At 33.7% G+C, this 23490-nt stretch carries 15 protein-coding genes; 6 read left to right on the top strand and 9 right to left on the bottom strand.

The genetic code is table 11. The features are described 5' to 3' along the window. The first annotated feature begins 2 nt into the window (after positions 1 to 2). Positions 3 to 1310, top strand: a complete 1308-nt coding sequence (locus ACWGOQ_RS12225) for an anthranilate synthase component I family protein (protein ID WP_452058435.1) — start codon at positions 3 to 5, stop codon at positions 1308 to 1310. Between the two features lie 17 nt (positions 1311 to 1327). Here the strand turns inward: ACWGOQ_RS12225 and ACWGOQ_RS12220 are convergent, their stop codons facing one another. After that, entirely contained in the window at positions 1328 to 2032 is a 705-nt protein-coding gene (locus ACWGOQ_RS12220; protein ID WP_452058434.1) for a hypothetical protein, read from the bottom strand. A 126-nt stretch (positions 2033 to 2158) separates the two neighbouring features. On the opposite strand from ACWGOQ_RS12220, the gene tilS reads away from it, so the two are divergent. The 5 genes from tilS (at position 2159) to ACWGOQ_RS12195 (ending at position 11632) form a co-directional block, all read left to right on the top strand. Beyond that, on the top strand, positions 2159 to 3505 hold the full coding sequence (gene tilS / locus ACWGOQ_RS12215) for a tRNA lysidine(34) synthetase TilS (RefSeq protein ID WP_452058433.1): 1347 nt from the start codon (positions 2159 to 2161) through the stop codon (positions 3503 to 3505). Beyond that, positions 3505 to 5484 (top strand): protein-disulfide reductase DsbD family protein, encoded by a 1980-nt coding sequence (locus tag ACWGOQ_RS12210; RefSeq protein WP_452058432.1) that lies wholly within the window; start codon positions 3505 to 3507, stop codon positions 5482 to 5484. Before tilS ends, ACWGOQ_RS12210 begins: the two co-directional genes overlap by 1 nt. Positions 5485 to 5659: 175 nt before the next feature. Further along, a complete protein-coding gene (locus tag ACWGOQ_RS12205) occupies positions 5660 to 7561 on the top strand; it encodes a CocE/NonD family hydrolase (RefSeq protein WP_452058431.1) in 1902 nt (633 codons plus the stop codon). 27 nt (positions 7562 to 7588) lie between these two features. After that, on the top strand, positions 7589 to 9457 hold the full coding sequence (locus tag ACWGOQ_RS12200) for a DUF885 domain-containing protein (RefSeq protein WP_452058430.1): 1869 nt from the start codon (positions 7589 to 7591) through the stop codon (positions 9455 to 9457). Between the two features lie 198 nt (positions 9458 to 9655). After that, positions 9656 to 11632 (top strand): tetratricopeptide repeat-containing sensor histidine kinase, encoded by a 1977-nt coding sequence (locus tag ACWGOQ_RS12195; protein WP_452058429.1) that lies wholly within the window; start codon positions 9656 to 9658, stop codon positions 11630 to 11632. Positions 11633 to 11635: 3 nt separating this feature from the next. Here the strand turns inward: ACWGOQ_RS12195 and ACWGOQ_RS12190 are convergent, their stop codons facing one another. The 8 genes from ACWGOQ_RS12190 to ACWGOQ_RS12155 form a co-directional block, all read right to left on the bottom strand. Next, entirely contained in the window at positions 11636 to 12934 is a 1299-nt protein-coding gene (locus tag ACWGOQ_RS12190) for an HlyD family secretion protein (RefSeq protein ID WP_452058428.1), read from the bottom strand. A gap of 28 nt (positions 12935 to 12962) precedes the next feature. Next, positions 12963 to 13325: a four helix bundle protein gene (locus ACWGOQ_RS12185; protein ID WP_452058427.1), complete on the bottom strand. Its 363-nt coding sequence runs from the start codon at positions 13323 to 13325 to the stop codon at positions 12963 to 12965. Positions 13326 to 13364: 39 nt separating this feature from the next. Then, positions 13365 to 15569, bottom strand: coding sequence for a peptidase domain-containing ABC transporter (locus tag ACWGOQ_RS12180; RefSeq protein WP_452058426.1), 2205 nt, complete (start codon positions 15567 to 15569; stop codon positions 13365 to 13367). Positions 15570 to 15747: 178 nt separating this feature from the next. Then, complete coding sequence (locus tag ACWGOQ_RS12175) at positions 15748 to 17046, bottom strand: DUF6734 family protein (protein ID WP_452058425.1); 1299 nt, start codon at positions 17044 to 17046, stop codon at positions 15748 to 15750. 67 nt (positions 17047 to 17113) lie between these two features. Then, on the bottom strand, positions 17114 to 17317 hold the full coding sequence (locus tag ACWGOQ_RS12170; protein WP_452058424.1) for a hypothetical protein: 204 nt from the start codon (positions 17315 to 17317) through the stop codon (positions 17114 to 17116). A 362-nt stretch (positions 17318 to 17679) separates the two neighbouring features. Beyond that, complete coding sequence (locus tag ACWGOQ_RS12165; protein ID WP_452058423.1) at positions 17680 to 20463, bottom strand: alpha-amylase family glycosyl hydrolase; 2784 nt, start codon at positions 20461 to 20463, stop codon at positions 17680 to 17682. Between the two features lie 67 nt (positions 20464 to 20530). Beyond that, a complete protein-coding gene (locus ACWGOQ_RS12160) occupies positions 20531 to 21622 on the bottom strand; it encodes a SusE domain-containing protein (protein ID WP_452058422.1) in 1092 nt (363 codons plus the stop codon). A 13-nt stretch (positions 21623 to 21635) separates the two neighbouring features. Beyond that, positions 21636 to 23483, bottom strand: coding sequence for a RagB/SusD family nutrient uptake outer membrane protein (locus ACWGOQ_RS12155; RefSeq protein ID WP_452058421.1), 1848 nt, complete (start codon positions 23481 to 23483; stop codon positions 21636 to 21638). Positions 23484 to 23490 lie beyond the last annotated feature (7 nt).

Below are 23490 nucleotides of genomic sequence, written 5' to 3'. Positions count from 1 at the left end.
TTGTGCGCAGTACCAAAATATATACGTTAGAAAACACTTCAGAATTTAAAATCAAATTATTGCAATGGGCACAGCAATTTGAGGAAATTATGTGGTTAGATTCTAATGGGTATTCCCAACAATATTCCAGTTATGATGCTATTTTGGCAGTGGATGCTTTTACTTCAATAAAAACAGATCAACACTCCTCTTTTGACAGGCTAAAAGAATATCAAGAACAAACTTCAGATTGGATTTTTGGATATTTATCATATGATCTTAAAAATGATACTGAAAAATTGGTTTCCAGTAATCCTGATAATTTAAATTTTCCAGATTTATATTTTTTACAACCTAAGAAAATTTTTCTCATTAAAGGTGATAGGGTAGAAGTGCAATACTTAAGAATGATAGATGATGAAATAGAAGAGGATTTCAGGTTGATTCAGACGTTTCCTTCCTCCCTTGACTTTTCTAATACAGATTCTAAGTGTGGCAAGGTTAAAATTAGTTTGCGAATCACTAAAGATGAATATAAACAGAAAATTTTGCAAATGCTTGCTCATATTAACAGAGGAGATATTTATGAAGCAAATTTTTGCCAAGAGTTTTTTGCAGAAAATAGTTGTATTGCACCACTAGAGACATACTATCATCTCAATCAAATTTCTAAACCTCCTTTTGCAGCTTTTTTTAGGAATAGTGAACACTATTTATTATCTGCTTCTCCCGAGCGATATGTGCGAAAAGAGGGAAATAAAATTATCTCTCAACCGATCAAAGGGACTGCCGAGCGATCCGAGATTCTTGTAGATGACAAAAAATTGGTATCTGCATTAGAACAAGACCCAAAAGAACAGGCTGAAAATGTAATGATCGTTGATTTGGTTAGAAATGATCTTTCCAAAACTGCGCTCAATGGCACTGTAAAGGTCGAAGAGCTATGTAAAGTGTATACGTTTAAACAAGTGCATCAGATGATATCAACAGTGGTTTCAGAGATTGATTCAGGAACTTCTCCGGTTGATGTTATCAGAACCACATTTCCAATGGGTAGTATGACTGGTGCTCCAAAAATTTCGGCTATGGAGATTATAGAAGATATTGAAGTGTCTAAAAGGGGGCTATACAGTGGTGCAGTAGGATATTTTACACCCAACGGAGATTTTGATTTTAACGTAGTCATTAGAAGTATTTTGTATAATCAGGGTAAGCAATATATATCATATTCAGTTGGTAGTGCTATTACTGCCAAATCGGATCCTGATAAAGAATATGAAGAATGTTTGATCAAAGCAAAAGCAATGAGAGAAGTATTAGAAGAGTTGTAGCTAGGTGAATTAATAATTTAAATAAGGTTCTTTCTAAAACTTTTTCTGACATTAATAATTGTTTGTTTTACTTCTTGTGCAGTGACATCTTTTATGATGGCAATTTCTTCAAAATTTAATTTTCCGAAAACAAAAAGATCAATAATTTTAGAAGTTTCCAGTGGCAACCAACTATAGAATTTACCTAATAATTTCTGTTTTTTATTTTTTGAAGAGTCTTCAGATTTAATAACTTTAAGTATGGCAGAATCAGCATCATCATAAATGAACAACTGTTTTTTTTCTGAGTTTTGATGATAAGAAATATCATTTAAATCTTCGCTCATGATCAATTCGTTATCTGCTTCAGAAGTATAGTTTTCTTCTAATTTATCAAGTTCTTCTCTTAAAAAATAATTGGTACTGATACATCGCTGATGCCAACCTTCGTTAATATAAAGCTCATCAATTAAGTGATCTGCAATTCTGAAAAGTTTTAACTCTAAGGTAAGCTTATTCATAGCAATATCTAATTGATCTTCATTATATAGTTTTACAATAGCATCGTCTATAATACCATTTGAACAATACATATTTCTTGGTAAAATCCCTGTGCTTTCCGCAATGTATATTCTGTGTTTTACGTATGGATGTAGATGTGGTACTACAGATAGTAGTTTTTTACTAAACTCTTTTTTATGATCATCTTCATAATATTTTGGCATTTCATCAATTCTATTCATAATATCAAAATTTTAAGAGTTGTTTAAAAATAACAAAAAGGATTGAGTTTTTGTGTTAAAAACCTGAAAATCAAAACATAAAGACATAAATAAGAAAAGTTGATCAACCTTTACAAAATCGTATCTTTGATACCTGTCCAAATAGTAACATCAAAAATATTGATAGCAAAATTTAGGAACCATATTGACGATCACTTTTCATTTCTTAAAGAAAAGAAATTACTAATTGCGTGTAGTGGAGGATTAGATAGCGTGGCACTGACTCATATTTGTAAATTACTTGATTTAGAGTTTGGGATTGCACACTGTAATTTTCAGTTGCGCGATAGCGAGAGCGAAGAGGATGAAAAGTTTGTTTCTGAATTAGCAAATAAATTAGAAGTCCCTTTTTTTACCACAAGTTTTGACACGGATACATATGCGAAAGATCATAAACTTTCTATACAGATGGCCGCTAGAGCACTGCGATATAATTGGTTTCAGGAAGTGGTAATTGAATACCAATATGATTATGTTGCGACAGCGCACCATAAAGATGATAATCTGGAAACTTTTTTAATAAACCTTTCCAGAGGAACAGGAATTGATGGACTTACGGGAATTCCGGAAATCAATGGACTGTATATACGCCCGTTATTACCTTTTTCGAGAAACGAAATTGTAAAATTTGCAAAGAAAAATAATGTAATCTGGCGAGAAGATAGCAGTAATAAGAGCACAAAATATTTGAGAAATAAACTCAGGCATCATGTAATACCAGAACTTTTGGCGATAAACTCTAGTTTTTTAGAAAATTTTGAAACTACATTGAGTCATTTAAAACAAACCAATACGTTTGTGAAAAATCAGGTTAATCGCGTACGAAAAGATGTTTTTGAATATTCAGAATTAGATACCATTAAGATTCCGATACGTAAGCTACAACAATATGATGATCCCAAAGCATATTTATATTTCTTATTAAAAGATTTTGGTTTTACTGCTTGGGATGATATACTGCAAATATTAAGTTCACAGTCCGGCAAACAAGTTTTTTCTTCGACACATAGGTTGGTGAAAAATAGAGGGCATTTGTTGCTATGCCCGATAATTGAAGAAGTTTCTGATCGTGTTTACAAAATTCAGGAAGAAGAGAATATGATTATCATTCCATCCGGCATGATCAAACTGAAAGAGGTTTCTCAAGTGTCGGAAACCAATCTAAAAACGATATACGTAGATAAAGAAAAGTTAAAGTATCCATTAATTGTAAGAAAATGGATAGAAGGCGACTATTTTTATCCCTTAGGCATGAAAGGCAAAAAGAAGTTAAGTAAGTATTTTAAAGATGAAAAACTATCTTTGCTGGCCAAAGAAAGAGTTTGGCTATTATGTTCTGGTGATGAAATTGTTTGGATTATCAATTACAGAGCAGATAATAGATATAAAATAAGCCCAAAAACGAAAAGAATTTTAAAAGTAACGATTACCTAATGAGGAATATTCTAGTACTAGTAGCAGCGTTATTGTTTTCCACTACATTATTTTCACAAATATTTGAGCCTATAAAATGGAAAAGTAGCGTAAAGGAAGAGTCAGAAAATGTGTATACACTTTATTTTGAAGCTACGCTGGAAAAAGGATGGCATATTTATTCTCAGCAAGAAGTGGAGACTGATGAGATAGCACCAACTGCAACTGAATTTACGTTTTATAATGAAGAAAAATCGTATGAGCTAATAGGAAAGACTACAGAACCTGAAGGTATACAGAAGTTTGATAAGGTATTTGAAATGGAAATTAAGTATTTTGAGAACAATGTTGTCTTTACTCAGAAAATAAAACGATTGAATCCTTCTCTGGAAAGTGTTAAAGCCGAAGTGTTTTTTGGAGTATGTGATGATGAAAAATGTTTAGCGCCTGATATTGTTGAGTTTAATTTAAATTTATCTGGGCAAAACTTTGCAGAATCAGAAACTCTAGGTATCGAATCTAAAGATATAAGTAAATCTAAAGCTTTAGATATTGGTGTAAAAGGCTGGAATGAGTTTCCCAAAGAAGATGTAAAAAGCCAAAGTTTTCTAAAAATATTTGTATTGGGCTTCTTAGGTGGTTTGATTGCACTACTAACACCCTGTGTTTTTCCTATGATTCCACTTACGGTGTCTTTTTTTACTAAAGGCGCTAAGGATCGTAAGAAAGGAATGATCAATGCACTATTATATGGTTTCTTTATATTTGCCATTTACGTATTATTGAGCCTTCCTTTTCATCTTTTAGATTCTCTAGATCCTGAAATTCTTAATAATATATCTACCAACGTTACGTTGAATATCATCTTCTTTATAGTTTTTATCGTATTTGCAATATCCTTTTTTGGATATTTTGAGATCACATTGCCAGCTTCTTGGAGTAATAAAATGGATAGTAAAGCTACAAGTGTAGGAGGTCTTTTGGGAGTCTTTTTTATGGCGTTAACATTAGCCTTGGTATCATTCTCGTGTACAGGACCTATCTTAGGTTCGTTATTAGGTGGATCGCTAAGTAGCGATGGAGGAGCCATGCAATTAAGTTTTGGTATGGGAGGATTTGGCTTAGCATTAGCGCTACCTTTTGGACTTTTTGCTTTATTTCCTAATTGGTTAAATAATTTACCCAAGAGTGGCGGGTGGCTAAATGCAGTTAAAGTGGTTTTAGGGTTTATTGAATTAGCATTAGCTTTTAAATTTTTATCGAATGCAGATTTAGTAGAACATTGGGGAATTCTTAAACGTGAAATATTCATTGGAATTTGGATTATTATAGGAATAGCATTAACTCTTTATCTATTTGGAAAAATTCGTTTTCCCCACGATAGCCCAATTAAAAAGCTAAGCAAAATTAGAATTAGTATCGGAATGTTAACACTTGTTTTCGTGTTGTATTTAATACCAGGTCTTACCAATACAGTATATGCAAATCTAAAATTATTAAGTGGATTTCCACCTCCATTATTTTACAGTATATATGAGAAAAAAACACATGGACCGTTAGGATTAAATGCATATACTGATTTTGATAAAGGAATTGAAGCAGCAAAAAAGGAAAATAAACCTATAATGATAGATTTTACCGGCTGGGCTTGTGTCAATTGTAGAAAGATGGAAGAACAAGTTTGGAGTAATCCGGAGATTACTAATATCTTAAAAAATGATTATATTTTAATTTCACTTTATGTAGATGATCGAGAAAAACTCAAGCAACAAGACCAATTCAAATTCCTTAAGTCATCTGGAAAGATAAAATCCATTAAGACGATTGGAGATAAATGGGCAACGTTTCAAACTTTAAACTTTGAAAATAATTCTCAACCATATTATGTTTTGATAGACTCCGAAATGAATTTGTTAAATACTACTACGTCTTATACCCCTAACGAAAACGAATACCTAAATTGGTTAAAAAAGGGATTAAAGAATTTTACTAAAAAGTAGTTATAATTCCTACTAACTATTATTTTACTGATAACTCTTTAAAATAACCTTCGGTGTATCCCGAAGGTTATTTTTTTAGACTATCTTAGAACAATAAGATTGTTAAAATCTCCTTAAAAAGAAGCAAGTCGAAATTGCATTTTTTTATCTTCCACATTCATCTAAAATAACACAAATGCGATTCACTAAATTTACGCTCTTATCTTTCTTAGGATTTTTACTTTTTATGTTTTCTAGTAACAAAAAAGTTACTACAGAAAGTAATACTACTGTTCAAAATGAAACAAAATCCATCAGTGATTCGGATGCTTACGATCTAAAAGATTATTACACTAAGCAGGAAGTAGATATTGTTATGAGAGATGGTACCAAACTGCATACCACTATCTATTCTCCTAAGGACACAAGTAAAAAATATCCAATCTTAATGCAAAGAACTCCATATAGTTCCAGACCGTACGGAGAGGATCAGTTTCGATCTAAAATTGGACCGAATGAATTTCTGATGAAAGAAGGTAATATTATTGTGTATCAGGATGTACGCGGGAGATGGATGAGTGAAGGTGTGTACGACAATATGAGACCGTATATTCCAAACAAAACGGACAAGCAGTTTGATGAGGCAAGTGATACCTACGATACCATAGAATGGTTAGTAAGCAATGTAGAAAATAATAATGGTAGCGTAGGAGTGTGGGGTATTTCTTACCCGGGATTTTATGCTACGTATTCTTTGTTAGACGCACATCCCGCACTAAAAGCAGTTTCTCCACAGGCGTGTATAGGAGATTTCTTTTTTGATGATTTTCATCATAATGGAGCTTATTTATTAAGTTACTGGAGAGCAACCGCTGTATTTGGATATGAAAAAACAGAACCCGTAAAAGAGAGCTGGTATACATTTCCAGAATTAAAAGCTAAAGATCAATATCAGTTTTTTCTGGACGCAGGGCCACTGAGTTCTTTGGATCAATATTATAAAGATGACAATGTTTTTTGGACGCAGTTAAAGGAACATCCTAATTATGACGATTTCTGGCAGAAAAGAGGAATTATTCAACATCTTAAGGATATTAAACCTGCGGTAATGGTCGTTGGGGGGTTATTTGATGCAGAAGATTTGTATGGACCTTTTGAGACTTACGAGAAAATAGAAAAAAATAGTAAAAATTACAATATAATGGTTTTTGGGCCCTGGAGTCACGGGGATTGGGCAAGGAACAAAAAGCGCCAGTCAATTGGTAACGTTTACTTTGGAGATGATATTTCAATTACCTTTCAAAAGAATGTAGAAACAAAATTCTTTAATCATTTTCTAAAAGGAGATGGAGATGAATCCACCGGTTTATCCGAAATTCAGATTTTTGATACAGGAAAGAAGGAATGGAATACATTTGATAGTTGGCCACCTAAAAATACCGAGAAAAAAACGATGTATTTGTCCGGAAAAGGCTTAGCCAAAAATGCAGGGAAGGGATTTTCAGAGTTTATTAGTGATCCTAAAAAACCAGTTCCATATTCTGAAGATATTAAAATGGTGTTTACACCAAGAAAATATATGACAGACGATCAGCGTTTTGCGGCAAGACGTCCAGATGTATTGGTGTATGAAACATCGGTTCTTACAGAAGACATGACGCTTTCTGGAGAGGTTTTAGCCAAGTTACAGGTTGCCACTACCGGAACTGCTGCGGATTGGGCTGTGAAATTAATTGATGTATACCCTACAGATGCCGAAGATACAGAGGAGACCCAGAAATACCTGAAAATGTCTAATTACCATATGATGGTACGAAGCGAAGTATTACGGGGAAGGTTTAGAAATAGCTTCAGTACTCCAGAGCCATTTGTATCCAACCAAAAAACGGCTGTAAATATCAAACTTCAGGATGTACATCATACGTTTAAAAAAGGGCATAAAATTCAGATTCAAGTGCAGAGTACTTGGTTCCCTTTTATAGATATCAATCCGCAGACATTTGTCCCTAACATTTTTAAAGCAAAAGCATCTGATTTTAAAAAACAGACGCATAGAGTATATGAAGACTCATCTATAGAGTTCTCTGTTGTAAAATAAACTAACAAACCGTAATATCCTGATACGATGAATAAAGTAATGTGCTATCTCATAATTACAACTTTTTTATTGATAACCGTTAACTGTAAAAATGAAAATAAAGAAACTGAAGTTGTCTATGTCGATGAAGAACAAATAGAAAAGTATTCTAAGAAGCTTAATGTCTGGTTTGAAACTCAGTTTCAGGAGGAACTTGCAGACTCTCCTATGATGCAGGCCTATTTGGGAATAAAAACAAAGGATTACGCCAAGTGGGATAATATATCCTCTAAAAAAGAAGGAGAAGACTTAGAGAAAGCGAAAGAAAGACTAAAATATCTGAAAGATTCTGTGGATGTTTCTAAGCTTGATAAAGCCACTCAGTTAAGTTACAAGTTAATGAAAATCGATTTAGAAAATACCATAGAGGATTTTCAATATCGCTTTTATAATTATCCGGTAAATCAATTGCAGGGAATGCAGGCAGAGATTCCTGCTTTTTTGATTAATATGCACCGGATAGAAAATAAAAGCGATGCAGAAGCATATATATCACGACTATCGGCAATGGATGAATTGTTTGCTCAACTGATTGACAATATTAAAATCAGAGAGAAAAACGGTATTATTCCTCCAAAGTTTGTATTTGCTCAAGTATTAAACGATTGTAGAAATTTAATAACCGGAAAACCCTTTGATGCATCCAATAAAGAAAGCACGTTGCTCTCAGACTTTACAAGAAAAATTAACGCATTAGAACTTTCAGAAGAGGAAAAAAAGTTGTTGACGACTACCGCTGAAAAAGCATTGTTAGAAGATGTAAAGCGAGCATATACAGCGCTGATTGCTATGTTGGAAGATCAACAACAACGTGCCATAACAGATGATGGTGCCTGGAAATTTCCAAAAGGTAAATCTTTTTATGATACTGCACTAAAGCGCACCACCACAACGAATATGACAGCCGAAGAAATTCATAAATTAGGGTTGAACGAAGTCGCTAGAATTCATAAAGAGATGAAGGATATTATGACAGAGCTTAAGTATAAAGGAACATTACAGGATTTCTTTAAGTTCATGAAAGAAGATCCAAAATTTTATTATGATAACGATGAAAATGGAAGAGCAGCATATTTAGAAAGAGCAGTAGGTTTAATTGATAATATGAAATCAAGATTAAACGAACTTTTTATTACAAAACCTAAAGCAGATATCGTAGTAAAAGCAGTAGAACCTTTTAGAGAAAAGAGTGCGGGAAAAGCTTTTTATCAGCAAGGGACTCCTGATGGTTCTAGACCAGGAACGTATTATGCTAATTTGTATGACATGGAAGCCATGCCAAAATACCAAATGGAAGCTTTGGCATACCACGAAGGTATTCCTGGGCATCATATGCAAATCTCTATTGCACAGGAATTAGAAGATATTCCAAAATTTAGAAAATTTGGCGGGTATCAGGCGTATGTCGAAGGATGGGGATTGTATAATGAGTTTTTACCAAAGGAAATAGGGCTGTACAATGATCCATATTCTGATTTTGGAAGGTTAGCTATGGAGTTGTGGCGAGCTTGCAGACTGGTTGTAGATACTGGAATACATCATAAAAAATGGACTCGAGAAGATGGTATAAAGTATTATACTGATAACACCCCAAATGCCGAGAGCGATGCTATAAAAATGGTGGAGCGACATATTGTGATTCCTGGTCAGGCGACAGCTTATAAAATAGGAATGAATAAAATTCTTGAACTACGAGAGTTAGCCAGAACAAGCTTAGGAAATGAATTATTTGATATTAAAGAGTTTCACGAGGTTGTTTTAACAAATGGGGCAGTACCGCTAACTGTTCTAGAAGAGTTAGTACAGGACTGGGTTGCCTCAAAAAACAAAGTTTCTCTAAAGGAAGAAGATTCTTAACCTAAGTCATATTTATAAACAATAAGTGGTTAGCCTTTCAATATCTGAAAGGCTTTTTTATTTGAATGCCAGAGTACTATACGGTAAATCTGTAAATAAAAGTAAGTTTAATACTACATTTTATTATTTTTATTTATTTTTTTGTGTATTTTGTTGGTTTAAAATGTATTTTGTCTTGTTGCCCCCAAAATAAATAGTATGAAAAGAATAACCTTTATCGTGATGGTTTGTTCTATGATGAACTTTTATGGTTTTTCGCAAAGCCAACTAACCGGAGTCGATCTTTCCAATATAGAAACATTAAAAGATTCAGTTTTGTTTCATACAGCTATCAGAGATTTGCAACAATTGGTAAATGAAGATGTATTGGATAAGGCAGAGTCATTAGCCAATCAACTTATTAATGTGGCCGATGATATCGAGTACGCAAGAGGAGCAGGACTCGCTTATAGATTAAAAGCGATTATTTGTAATGAATCCAAAAGAGCCTTGGAATCTGATAAAAATTTTGAAAAAGCGTTAAATCATTTCAAAAAGGCTAACGATAAAGATGGATTGGCAACGTTGAATAATGATCGGTTCATTATCGAACAAAATAAAAGAAACCTGGAAAAAGCAGCAGACTATCTAATGGAAGCTAAGTTATATCGGGAACAATTAAGGGATAGTATCGGATTGTCTGGTATTTATAATAATTTAGCTATTATCTATAAAGAGCTTAAGGATGTTCCAAATGCTGAAAAGTTTTATTTGAAATCTATTCATACCCGTAAAAACTTAAAAATTAGCGGTGTGGGAATGGTGATGAACAATCTTGCATTGTTATATACAGAAGGAGGTAAACTTTCTAAAGCAAAACAAATTTTACCAAAAGCGTTATTAATTAACAAAGAAGAACACGATGTAAGACATACTGCTCAGTCTTATAGCATTATGGCAAAAGCTGCAATGTATGGTAAAGACTATGAAGCGGCAAAAAGATTCTATGATACAACAATGTGTGTAGGAACACAAGCAAATTATAAGCTTATTGTTGTAAACGCTAAACAACAACTCGGAATTATAGCACTAGAAGAAGGTGCGTATCAAAAAGCAGCTATGTTACTAAAAGAGGCCAGAAAAGACCTTATTCAATCTAACGTGACCTCATTAATTTTGAAAAATTATAAGTATTCCTTTAAACTGGATTCTACTAGAGGTAATCTTCTGGAAGCTATTCAATGGCAAAGAGCATATCAACAACTTTCTGATAAAAGAATGTATGAAAGTACTGCTCAAAAAGTTGAAAATGCCAAAGCGCGGTATGAAGCAGAATTAAAGCAATTAAAGCTTATCGACGAGCAAGAGCAAAGAGAACAAAGAACCAAGGAAGAGTTATTTAGATATAGGGTGTTTACCTTTATCAGTTTAGCAATAATCAGTATCATATTAATTTTCTTACTTCTTTTTATAAGAACCAGAAAAGAAAGAAAACGATATATAAAAGAGCTCAATGAATCGAATGAGGTAAAAAATAAGTTATTCTCTATCATCTCCCATGATTTAAAAAATGAAATACACGGATTAGAAGGTAGTTTGAATCTAATGAAAGAAGATGTAATTTCTACAGAAGAGTTTAGAGCGATAGTACCTTTATTGGCGAACAGAACACATCAAACCTCAATCTTATTAAATAACCTGTTAAACTGGTCAAAATCACAAATGAAAGAGCTCAATGCGAATCCAACTACTTTTGATATTGTAGAAGTTATCGATAATAAGTTCACTTTTTTTAAATCTAAAGCTGAAGAAAAAGGTATTAAACTCATCAATAAGCTAGAATCTACTATAATCTTTGCTGACAAAGATATGTTTGGTATCGTAGCGCAAAACCTGATCGCTAATGCTATTAAGTTTTGCAATTCTGGAGATTCGATTGCATTGATATCCAAAGATAAAGGAGATTATTATGAGATCTTTTTTGAAGATACTGGTGTCGGTATTGAACCTGCCAATCTTCAAAAATTATTTGCCGAAGATACATTTACCACCAATGGTACAAAAAATGAGACAGGAACCGGTCTTGGCCTTAGAATTTGTAAAGAATTAATAGAACTTAATCAAGGCAAAATAGCAGTCGATAGCAAACTAGGAAAAGGAAGTGTGTTTTTAATATCCTTACCAAAGGCAGCTTAGCGTCTACTCATCCATCAAGCTTCTAAACTGATAGAAGAATCGTTCTATAAGCCTAAGGTCTTCAGTTATGATTTCTACAGAACCTCTCATTTCTTGTTTGAAAGGTATTTCTTTATTATAGGTTGTAATTAACTTTTTAGGAAGTTTTACATCAATTAGATATAACCCATCTTGATCTGGTAGCATAGAAATATAGTCCACTGTACCTTGAAGCATCCCAAATTCGTCATCCGGGAAGTTTTCTAATTTGATATTAGCTTTCTGTCCAATTTTTATTTTCCCTGAATTTTGGCTAGGCGCTTTTATTTCGGCGACATAAGATGAGGATTCCTGTATTGGGATTACCACAAAAACGATGTCACCAGCGGTGACATTTTCGTTTTCAAAACGATAATTAGAAAACGAAACGCGGCCCTCAATGTCAGATTGTAAAAGGTATTTCAGCTCCCAATCTTTGATGCTCTTTTTTAGCTGGTCAAAAGACTGTATAACTTTATTACGTAAGCTAATTTCTTCTCTTCGTTGATTAAACTCCGTACCTTTTGATGTTTTTTTGGCATTACTTATACTCTCTTTAATCTGAGAAAGCTGCGTGTCATAATCCTTGTAGCGATTCTCAAATTGTAAATACTCTATTTCTGCTTGTTCGTATTCTTGTTGAGAAATACTTCCTTTTTCATATAACTCTTTTTGTCTTTCAAAATCTTTTTTCTTAAAGTTTAACGCGTTCTTTTCTCTCTTCTTTTGACTTAAAATACTTTCTTGTCTTCTATATAATTCTGATAGGGAAATTTGATTGGCCAAATTTTCATCAGAAAAAGGTTGCAACTCTTTGTTTAAACTATATTCAATATAACTGTTTTCAAAAGTTGCATAACTTGTTTGGATATCTCCGAGTTCTAGAATTGGAGGCATTTGATCAAAAGGAAATTCAATTTTTCTATTATTGATAGTGATGGTGTCGATCACCCTTTTAAGGCTAAAGACATCCAGATAGTTAGCCGTGTTACGCAAAATAGCAAGCGGCGTGTCTTCGGGAACAGTATCTCCTTCCTTTACTAATATAGCTTCTATTTTTTCGCTAACGTTTGCTTGTTCTTTTTGTAATGGTACTTCTGTTGTAATAACGGCTTCTGCCGGAATAGTATCAGGATATTTTAGCATCCAAGATAAAAACAATAATAACAATATCAGTGCTAATATCAACAAGTTGCCCCAACGAATCATCCAATGAGGTACGCGAGTCAGTATTTCCTGAACCTCTTCACTTCTTAGTTGTATGTCATCTAAATTATCTGGCATATTTTGTGTAATTACGAATTTTAAATTATTAATTACGAGTTTTTAATTTAGTGGTTTTTTGTATTGAACCAATAATTCTAAGTAATTCTTCACATTGTTCAATCAGACTTTTACTTTCCTTTCTACTAATATAATTACTATCTCTTAACAGTCTTAACCAATAATGGGTTTCTCTTGCTTCTTTATATGAAATAGACATTTTTGATAAAAAATCTCTAGTACTTTGCCCTCCAATAGCTTCTTCAATATTAGCCCCTATAGAAGTGCCACTTCTTAAAACTTGTTTTGATAAAATATATTCGTGTTGTTCTTTTGTCAATTTTTTAAATAATTTAATGCACGATAAAGCAAAATCATAACTCTTTGTCTGAACAATATTTTCTTTTTTCATTTAGGCGATAATTCGTAATTACTAATTCTTCATTAAACATTATTTACCAAGTTCTAATTGATTTTTGACTAAATTGTAATAGCTTCCTTTTTCTTTAATTAGGGATTCATGGTTTCCAACTTCAATAATTTCTCCTTTATCCAATACTACAATTTGATCTGCATTTTTTACAGTACTAAGCCTATGTGCAATCACCATAACTGTTTTATCTTTAAAGAAAGTATCTAGTTTTTCCATAATTACTTTTTCGTTATTAGCGTCTAATGCCGAAGTAGCTTCGTCAAAGAATAAAAACTTAGGATTTTTATATACGGCTCTGGCAATAAACAACCGTTGTTTTTGACCTGTACTTAATCCGACACCTTCCATTCCTATTTTTGTGTTATAAGATAAAGGTAAAGACTCTACAAATTCCTTTATATTAGCGACATCAACTGCGTGTGCTAATTTTTTCTTATCTACATAATCTTCACCAACTGCGATGTTATTAGCAATAGTATCATTAAAAATATACCCTTCTTGCATAACCACACCAAACTGATCTCTCCAGGCTTTCTGAGATACGTGTTGCAGATCGTGTGAACCAATAAATATCTGACCATCATCAGGGTCATAAAACTTTAGCAAAAGCTTCATAAGGGTCGTTTTTCCGCTTCCACTAACGCCAACAACAGCGGTGATTTTATTAGCAGGAATTGATAAATCCAGATGCTGCAACACCGGTTTATCAGATCCTACATATCTAAAACTAAGATTTTTGATTTCAAAACCTGAATTTTCCGGAATATCTCGTATTTTTTCTTCCCCTGATTTTTCCTCGTCTTCTTTATTGTGTATTTCTCCCAGACGTTCTAATGAAATCTGAGCATCCTGTAGCTCTCTAAGAAAGTTAATCAATTGTGTTATTGGTGCGTTGAGCTGCCCAACAATAGATGTGATAGCCAACATCATACCTAGCGTGATTTCTCCATCAATCACTAAAACAGCAGAAAGCACAGTGATCAGTATGTTTTTTAATTCATTGATAAAAGCAGAACCAACGCTTTGATATTGTTCCAGTGCAAGGTTTTCTATCGATATTTTAAAAAGCTTTGCTTGTACAAACTCCCAGTTCCATCGTTTTCTTTTTTCAGCATTATGCAATTTAATTTCCTGCATACCATTTACCAATTCGATAACTTTACTTTGTTCTTCACTAATCTGAGAGAAACGTTTGTAATCTAACTTTTTACGCTTTTTAAAGAATATTAGTATCCAAGCAAAATAGAAGGCACTACCCACAGCAAAAACGGCGAATATAGAGAAACTATAGTAGATCAGAACAATACTAAAGACAATTAAGTTTACCATAGAAAACAATACGTTCAACGATGACATCGTTAGTATTTGCTCAATTCTCTTATGATCATTAATCCGTTGTAATAAATCTCCTGTCATTTTTACATCAAAGTAAGAGATAGGAAGGTTCATTAACTTAATAAAGAAATCAGAGATCAACGAAATATTTATTCTGGTACTTAAATGCAATAAGATCCAGCTTCTCAGAACATCGATTAATGTTCGTCCAACGAATAAAGATAGTTGCGCGATCAACACAAGATATACAAAGTCGATGTCCTCATTTTTGATACCTACATCAACGATACTTTGTGTGAGGAAAGGTGTGATTAATTGTAATAAACTACCTGCCGTTAATCCCAGTATAAGCTGAAAGATAAATTTCTTATACTTAAAAACATATTTGGAAATGAATTTAAACCCAAATTCTTCATCCTTTTCATCAATATTGTCATTGTAAAATTTAGGTGTGGGTTCTACTAAGAGAGCAACTCCTTCTTCTGTAGTTTGATCAGCGTTGTTTCCAATCCAGGCTTTGATAAATTCCTCTTTGGTATAGGTTATTAAACCGTGCGCAGGATCAGAGACATAAATCGTCATGCCACCTTTTCTGTTGGTTTTGATTTTGTATACCACTACATAATGTACTTTATTCCAATGTACGATACACGGTAGAGGAACCTCTAATAACTGATTCAGGGATAATTTTACACCCAATGACCTAAAACCAATACTTTCTACTGCTTCACTTAAACCAAGTAAAGAACTTCCTTCTCTGGTAGTTTCGCTTAGGGATCTAAGTTTTTGTGTATTCAGTACTTTTCCGTAATGTTTAGCAATTATTTTAATACAAGTAGGTCCGCAATCTTTGGATTCAGCTTGTTTGTAAAATGGAAATTTTGGCATTAAGAGTTTTAATTTTGTGTCTTGTGATCTGTTACAAAGAAAAGTAATTCTTTTCGATTATGCTACCATACCCGATCAGATCCTATACGTTTCGTATAGATTAGTTCATGTTTGTGGTGATTTGTTACCCAAAAAAGGAGTGTTTTTTTCGTTATAAAATTTTAGCTGGTCTTTTTGTTCATACTGATTGTGAAACTCCGATGGATTCTGGTTGTAGTATTTCCAGTAACAATGTTTTTTCAAGTACAAAGGACAACATCTTTGTTTTAAAATTTGTAATGTTTTCACCATACTGTTCTATAAACGCATCATCTTCAGATAGTTCATCATAAAGTTCTTGAATAGAAACAGGTTCTATAAAGTAAAGTAAAATACTGTGCCATCCAACAAGATCTTTCTTGTCAATTTTTTGGTTATACGGAACTGTAAATTGAATAGTTATTGGGTCTGCATTAAAATCTATGAAACAATCTTTTTTTATGGCAAATTTGATCGTTAATAATTTGTCAACAGTCATATGTTCTACAAAATCATAAAAATCAAATATGTTTTGTAACCTGGAAGATCTGATTTCTATATCAAAGCCTTGATCAGGGAAAAGTCTATGAAGTTTACTTTTTATATTTTTATAATAATCCGGAAAATGATATTGAAGTCTGGCTTCAATCTGTTCGCAGGCAAAGATTGATTTTTTTGCAAAACCGATGCAATGAATAAATTTAGAAATTAGTGGTACCGTGCTTAAATCAATAATTTCTGTAAAATTTGGTTGTACATTCTCAAATAAATATTGAACATTTAAATTGTTTTTCTCGGTAATTGCATATCCCAATTGCTGTTCGAAAATAGTATTGAAAATTCCAATATCTATATGTGGAAAATGGTGTTGATTATTTTTTATTAAGCATTGAGCAGTATCATATAACTCCTTGAAAAATTCATTGTTTTTTCCACCAATAAAACCTGCATTATGAGCCAGAATCCTGCCATTTTTGTAATAGTTGTTGATAAGTTCATTAGGAATAGAATCGAAATTAGCAAGCATATATTTAAACGTTTTTGCGTATCCTGGAAAATCGGTTTCAATGTTTTGCGCAATAATGTCATATTGGTTAAAATCGTAAGGAATTTTGTCCCAAATGAAAATATCATTATCCAAGTGTAAGAAAGGTTCGTTTTGATCCGCACAAGTAACTAATTTACCAAAAGCCCATAATTTAGGATGATAATTATTAATCTTTTCTAAACTTGTATGAATATCAGAGTATGGTAACTCCAATATATTATCGAACAGTTCTTTTCCTCTATGGTCTGTAAATAACTCATTTTTTCTATAAAACTTATTGATCGTCAACGCACTTAAGGCAAAGCTATAAAAAGCATATTTTTGATTAGGCCACCCACCGTTAAACCTTGCGTTGGCATCATCTGAATTATGATATGTAGGTTTGGTCCAAAAACTTTGAATAATCTTCATGATACTTATGTTTAAAAAAGAGGATGCCAGATGACACCCTCTATGAATAATGTAAGATGAATAGATCTTAATAATTAGGCTTACACCAACTTTGCAATTCAGTATCATAATACAAATATTGACCATTTATCCAAGACCCATGAGGAGGATACATTTTTCCAGATGGACAATTCGGGAAGGATCCATACTCGTAACCACCGGTAATTTGCTTAGCCTCTTTTCTGTCTAAGATTTCACCTTTAATCTTCTCTAAAATTTCTGATTTTTTCATTTTTAATGAATTTAAATTAATAATGATTTGATAGTATACTTTTACTGTATAATACGGTGAAATATATAAATGTTACTTAGGGGAAATTTACGTAAACGTTATAGTGTTAATAAGTTTGTGTAATTAATGGTTTTTTAGCATAATTACAAAAGGGATCTATACAAAAAATGTTATTCATGCGAAATGTATTCACTTTGATTTTTTTTTGTTAGAAAGGTAGTGTCTCGAATTTGGAGACACTTATTTTATGAAAGAAGCGATAATATTTTTATCATTCTTTATTACTTAAAATGTTTTTACAAAACAAAAAGGAGTGCCTAAAAAAACACTCCTTTTTCATACAATAATCTAGTTTTTACCTTTTAGTTCAAACTTAGTTTAGTAGTGGCTATTCCATTTTCGTTTTCTATTTGTACGAGATATAATCCTCTGGATAATTCTCCTATTTCGAAACTGGTTCCAGGCTGGAAATCACCTTCAAATTTTTTAGCTAAAGATCCAGTAATAGTATATACAGATACTTTTTGTACGGATTCATCGATGCTAAAAGCAGTTTTGGCCGGATTAGGATATGCTTTAAAGCTGCTACCCTTAATAAACTCTTGTGTGCTTAAATTACGCTGTTCATTTCCATAAACCTTAAATTCTCCCGGTTGCAAAGTAATTGGAGCATTAACATTGGCTACAGTAATAGTTTCTCCCGTTTCACTAAGTAAATCATACCAAGTACCTGTTTCCTGAAAATCGGGATCGACAGTAATCGTACTCACTCCAAAATTACCTATAATGGTTACATATTTTAGTTCATCTCCTATGGCAGCAGCATCCGTAAGTTGAATTTTTTTAGAGGTGGCAGAAGATACAGATAAGGTAAAATCATTTGTTTTAAAAATTCGCTCATTTAATTTTAAACTGATTAACTTAGCGTATATATCATATACATCGGTTCTGTCAGTAACATTTAGATAATCCCAGCGAATTGGTTTTGGATTGGTTCTACATCCATCATCAATACTTCCATCCTCACATCGATTAATACTAAATCCATACCCAAGTTCACCAAATTGCCATATCAGTTTTGGTCCTGGTATGGTAAAGTAAAATGCGCCTGCGAGTTCCACTCTATCCAACGCAGTGGATAGATCTGTTACATCATATGTTGGCGCATTGGTGTTATTACCAAACTGAACGTTTTTGTACATAAGCCGCTCTTCATCGTGACTTTCCATGTAACTAACATTTGATGGAGTCGTCCAACCACGCGTTAAATAAGATACTGATTGGAAATTAGAGTCTCCATAACCCATTGTGGCTTGATTATAGTTGAAATTACTATTTCCCCAAACAAGCATTCCTTCGTTGATGAGCAGTGTTTCTTCAGAATTTGGAGCAAAATGCTCTAGAATTACGTATGCATTTGGGTCTACAACTTTAATAGCTGTGTTCATTCTAGTTAAAATATCGATACGACTTTGATCAAAAGCACCTCCATCACCAATGGTATTTGTAAACCCTTTGGTAAAATCAAACCTAAAACCGTCTACATTATATTCTGTTAACCAATATTCATTTAATCGGTCAATATAATCTTCTGTAGCTGTAGATTCGTGATCAATATCATTAAAGAACGAAAAAGTCGGATTAGAATCAGTTTCTCTAAATATAGGATTCTCTGCAGTCGCCTGACCATTATAGCAACCATTGCAGTCATTCCACATTCTATAGTAAGGGTTTTGACCTGTCGCGTGATTATAGACTACATCCAAGATGACCGCAATTCCTCTAGCATGACATTCATCTATAAATTGTTTAAATGCAGTAGGAGTTCCATAATACTTATCCAATGCCATGTGAAATGAAGGGTTGTATCCCCAACTAATGTTTCCATCAAATTCTGAAACAGGCATTAATTCAATTGCATTTACACCCAAATCTTCTAAATAATCTAGTCTTGCTTTTACAGCATCAAACGAATGTAAAGCATCAAAATCTCTTATTAATAATTCATAAATTACTAAATCAGTAACTTCTGGTCTTTGGAAATTTGTAGTCTGCCAAATGTATGGTGCTTCTCCAGTTTTAAACCAAGATATAGCATCATTAGTTTTTCCGGTTGGATAACTTGGTAAATCAGGAAAAGTGGTGTCGTCAATAAATCCATCATTGAATTCCGATAATATTAAAGTAGAGTAGGGGTCTGCTACTGATATGGAAGCATCGATAACATACTGATATAAGATGTCATCATTGTTTGGTAAATTATCCAAAGTAATCCAGAACCGATCTTGAGCACTATCCTTATTTAATAAATATGTGTTATCAAGAGTCCAATCGTTGTTATTAAAATTTCCTTTTACATGAACATAGTTTTTTCCTGGTGCATACAGTACTAAAGTAGCAGAAGTTCCATCTAAATTTAACCCATCTTTCATCCCTGCAGGTACAGGAGCTTCATTATTAACGGGAGTTGTAATAGCAGAGAACGTTTCTGATAATGAATTAGTGGTTCCTGATTCTGTGGCAACCAGTTCAAAATCCACACCTTCGGTAATTGTGTAGGCAGTGTTGTAACTTGTAATACCAGCTTGTGTATCGACAGAAGCACCATTAGCAAAAAGTTCAAAATCAGCAGTAACAGTGCTCGTTGCGGTAATGGTTAAGTCATTTCCGCTATCAATAATGCTAACAGCATCTGTTGGCGCATCTAGTGTAAGTTGAAAAATTCCAACATTCACTATATTGTCCTGAGTTTTATTATCTCCAGTACCATCTTGAGCTTTTGCCAGCATACCAATACGATCAATTCCTGTAGTACCATAAAAAGTTGTTGGGGTTAAGGTAATTGAATATGTTCCATTTCCGTTATCGGTAAAGATTTGAGGTTGCGCGCTATTGGAGGAGTCTGTCCAATCTCCATTATTAGGAGAGTTGATGGCAGCTGTTGCCGTTGGGCTATCAAAATACCAAGCCCATAAATATAGATCTGTTGTTCCCCAAATATTGAGATCCACACCAGATACAGTAATAGTAATCTCATCATCCTCATTAAAAGCAGGCGGATCAATGGTAAAAGTAGCATTTTGCTGTTGCGCATTAGATGTAATCAATCCTAGAAAGAATACAATTATCAAAGTAATTTTTTTCATGACGCTGTGTATTTAAAGTAAAAAGGCCGTTATATTTGATAACAGCCTTTTTTATGATTATATTTAACTATTGTGGAGTTAAAGTATATGTATAATTATTAGGGTTACTCAAGTCTAAAGTCACTAAGTAAGTTCCTGCAGTATCAACACTAAGGTTTCCTCCGTTAAAATCTAATTGTCCATCTTCAGCTCCTGAACCAAAGTTATCAACTGGATCATCCCAGTTATCATTAGCTCTAAACTTAAATTCGTCGACAACTAAATCAATCACGATACTCCAAGTTTTAGAGGCTGGATCATATGTAAGATCAGTATCACTATCCCATCCAGTTGGTGTTGCAGCTCCAATGATTCCCCACACCTGCTTTCTTGATGTCCAAGTAATGTTTTCAGGGTCTGTAAAGTCAGCATCAATTTTATAATATCCAGCTTCAGAAACTCTCATGTTAGACTCTCCTTCTTGTATTAAAATTCCGGATGTTCCGCTTCCGTCTGCATCTCCATAATCACCATCAAAACCTGTATTCGTTGGTAAAACTTTAAATTCAGGGCTTGGATTGTTCAAAAACACATATCCTTGGAAAGCAGTTGCTCCAAATTCAGCAGCTTCTATAGTTGGTAAAGTACCTGAAGGAGTCCAGTCATCACCATATCCACCTGCATTTAGAAAATTACCGATAAGGAAGAATTTTGGTGCTTCTGTTGTAAATGGAGTTACCACCACAATTTTAGATTCAGAATATTGAGGCGTTCCCGCTCCTACATTTGCAGCGATTCGAACTTCTACATTAGAAGGCTCTCCAGGAGCTAATCCTAATGCTAAAGCTGCATTGTTAAAAGAATCTACAGATACTGGTATTTGTAAAGAGTTACTACTACCTAGTTCTTGCGCATTAGCAAATTCATTTCCTTCTGCATCTACCTCTACGGAGTAGTTTGTTGCTGAATCAAAGTTAAAATCAGCATCAGTAAAAGTAAATCTTTCGGCTAAAAGATCTTTTGTTTCAAAAGTAAATACATAAGAAGTACCAGCTTCCGGTGCAGTTAATACTGGGGCTTCAGCCAATTCAAAAACTGGTCTTTCTTCTATGTTGTCGTCACTTGTACATCCAATAAATAGGGTGCTTAGTATAGCTAATGTTAAAAATATTCTTTTCATTTTATATAATTTTTTAATAACCTGAGTTTTGATTAATGTTTGGGTTTGCTACTAATTCAGTAGATGGTATTGGGAAAAGGCTTATATGAGGTGGGAGTGGAGAACCATTAGTAGCTCCATTCTTAAAAGGCCATAAATAGCTACCTCCAGTAAATTGGTCAAATCGTATAAGATCAGTTCTTCTTTGTCCTTCCCAATACAATTCTCTTGCTCTTTCATCTAATAAGAAATCCAATGTCAAATTACCTGCATTGATATTCGCATTAGCATTTCCGTAAGCACGTTCACGAAGTTGATTGATATATCCAACTGCGTCCGTTGGCGTACCGCCATTTCCACCTCTTACAACAGCTTCAGCATAGTTTAAATAGACTTCTGCAAGTCTGAACATATGAAAATCAGCATCAACGTGTGTGCCAGTTCCATCAGAACCTGGTTCCAAATCAACACCAACATTTCTCCATTTCTGAATAGCGTATCCATCCTGATAATTAGAAAGTGTTTCAATTTTTAGTGTTTGTTGATTTGTGTAGAACTTTCCTCTTGAATCATTCCAAACAGGTTGTGAAGCAATAGAAACAGCCATAGCCGGAGCAGGGACTTCTGTTCCATTATTAGTAATAACACCGGTCAAAAAGTCATATCGATACACTTGATCAGCATCAAAAGCCGGATTTGTGTTGTTTGGATCAGAACCCAAGTATTCTAAATCACCATCAGCATCAAATGCTTTTAAAGCATCTCCATCCTGAGCTAATAATCGTAAGTCATTATCATACTCATAGATCGTAAATGATCCGTTACTACTTCCGAATAAATCTACAAACACTTCTGTTGTTCTCACTCCAAACCATCCTCCGTCAATACCAAATGCTCTTGGTTGTATATTTCCACCAATAGGAGCGTGCGTTAAAAACGTTGTACCTCCAAAAGACTGAGTGTTGATTCCGTCAAAAGCAATACTAAAAATACTTTCGCTCTGAGAACCATTAGCGTTATTATCTGCTAAGAATAATTTTTGATAATCATCTACTAAACTATATCCAGCACCCAATATCTTATTAGTATATTCTAAACTTTCGGTATACATCGCTGTACCCGTATATACCTCTGCATTGAGATAGAGTTTTGATAATAACATCCATACGGCCCCTTTATCCGCTCTGGGATAAGAGTTAGATCTTGGCTCAGGCATGGCATCCTCAATAGCTAGTAATTCTGACACTACAAAATCAAAAGCCTCCTGTCTCGAAACTTGAGGGGGAATATATCCAACAACAGGATCATCCTCAGTAAAGAAAGCAATGTTACCAAACATATCGATCAAGTGATAGTGGCTTAATGCTCTTAAGAATCTAGCTTCTGCTCTAAATCCTTGAATCTCTGCTTTTAAAGCTGCAGAAACTCCTCTGGAGTCTAATTTTGCATCAGACGTTTGTCTCAAATATTCATTCACAGAAGAAACCTGAAAATTTGCTCTGTCATAAAAAGCTCTTACAAAAGCATTACTAGAAGTCCATTGACCAAAATTTAATACTGGTAAATCTGGATCTCCCCAAGCAATTACTGCTTCATCTGTTGGTAATTCCTGAAGTTGCCAGAATCCTCTTAAATATTGACCAAAACCGGCATCAATTCCAGAAATATCACTGCTCCCTGGACCATCTTGTCCACTAACAGCTAATCCTGAGTATAGTTTTCCAAGTGCTTGTAAATATGCTTGATCAGAACTATAGAATTCATCCGTAGTTTGATTCTGATCATCATTAACTGCTACATCTAAATCATCGGTACAAGATCCTATAGATAATAGGAGTGCGCATACACCAATGTTTGTTAAGTTTTTAAAATTTATCTTCATTGCATTC

Source organism: Aquimarina ulvae (genome assembly GCF_053613295.3).
This window is presented reverse-complemented; position numbering and strand designations above follow the sequence as displayed.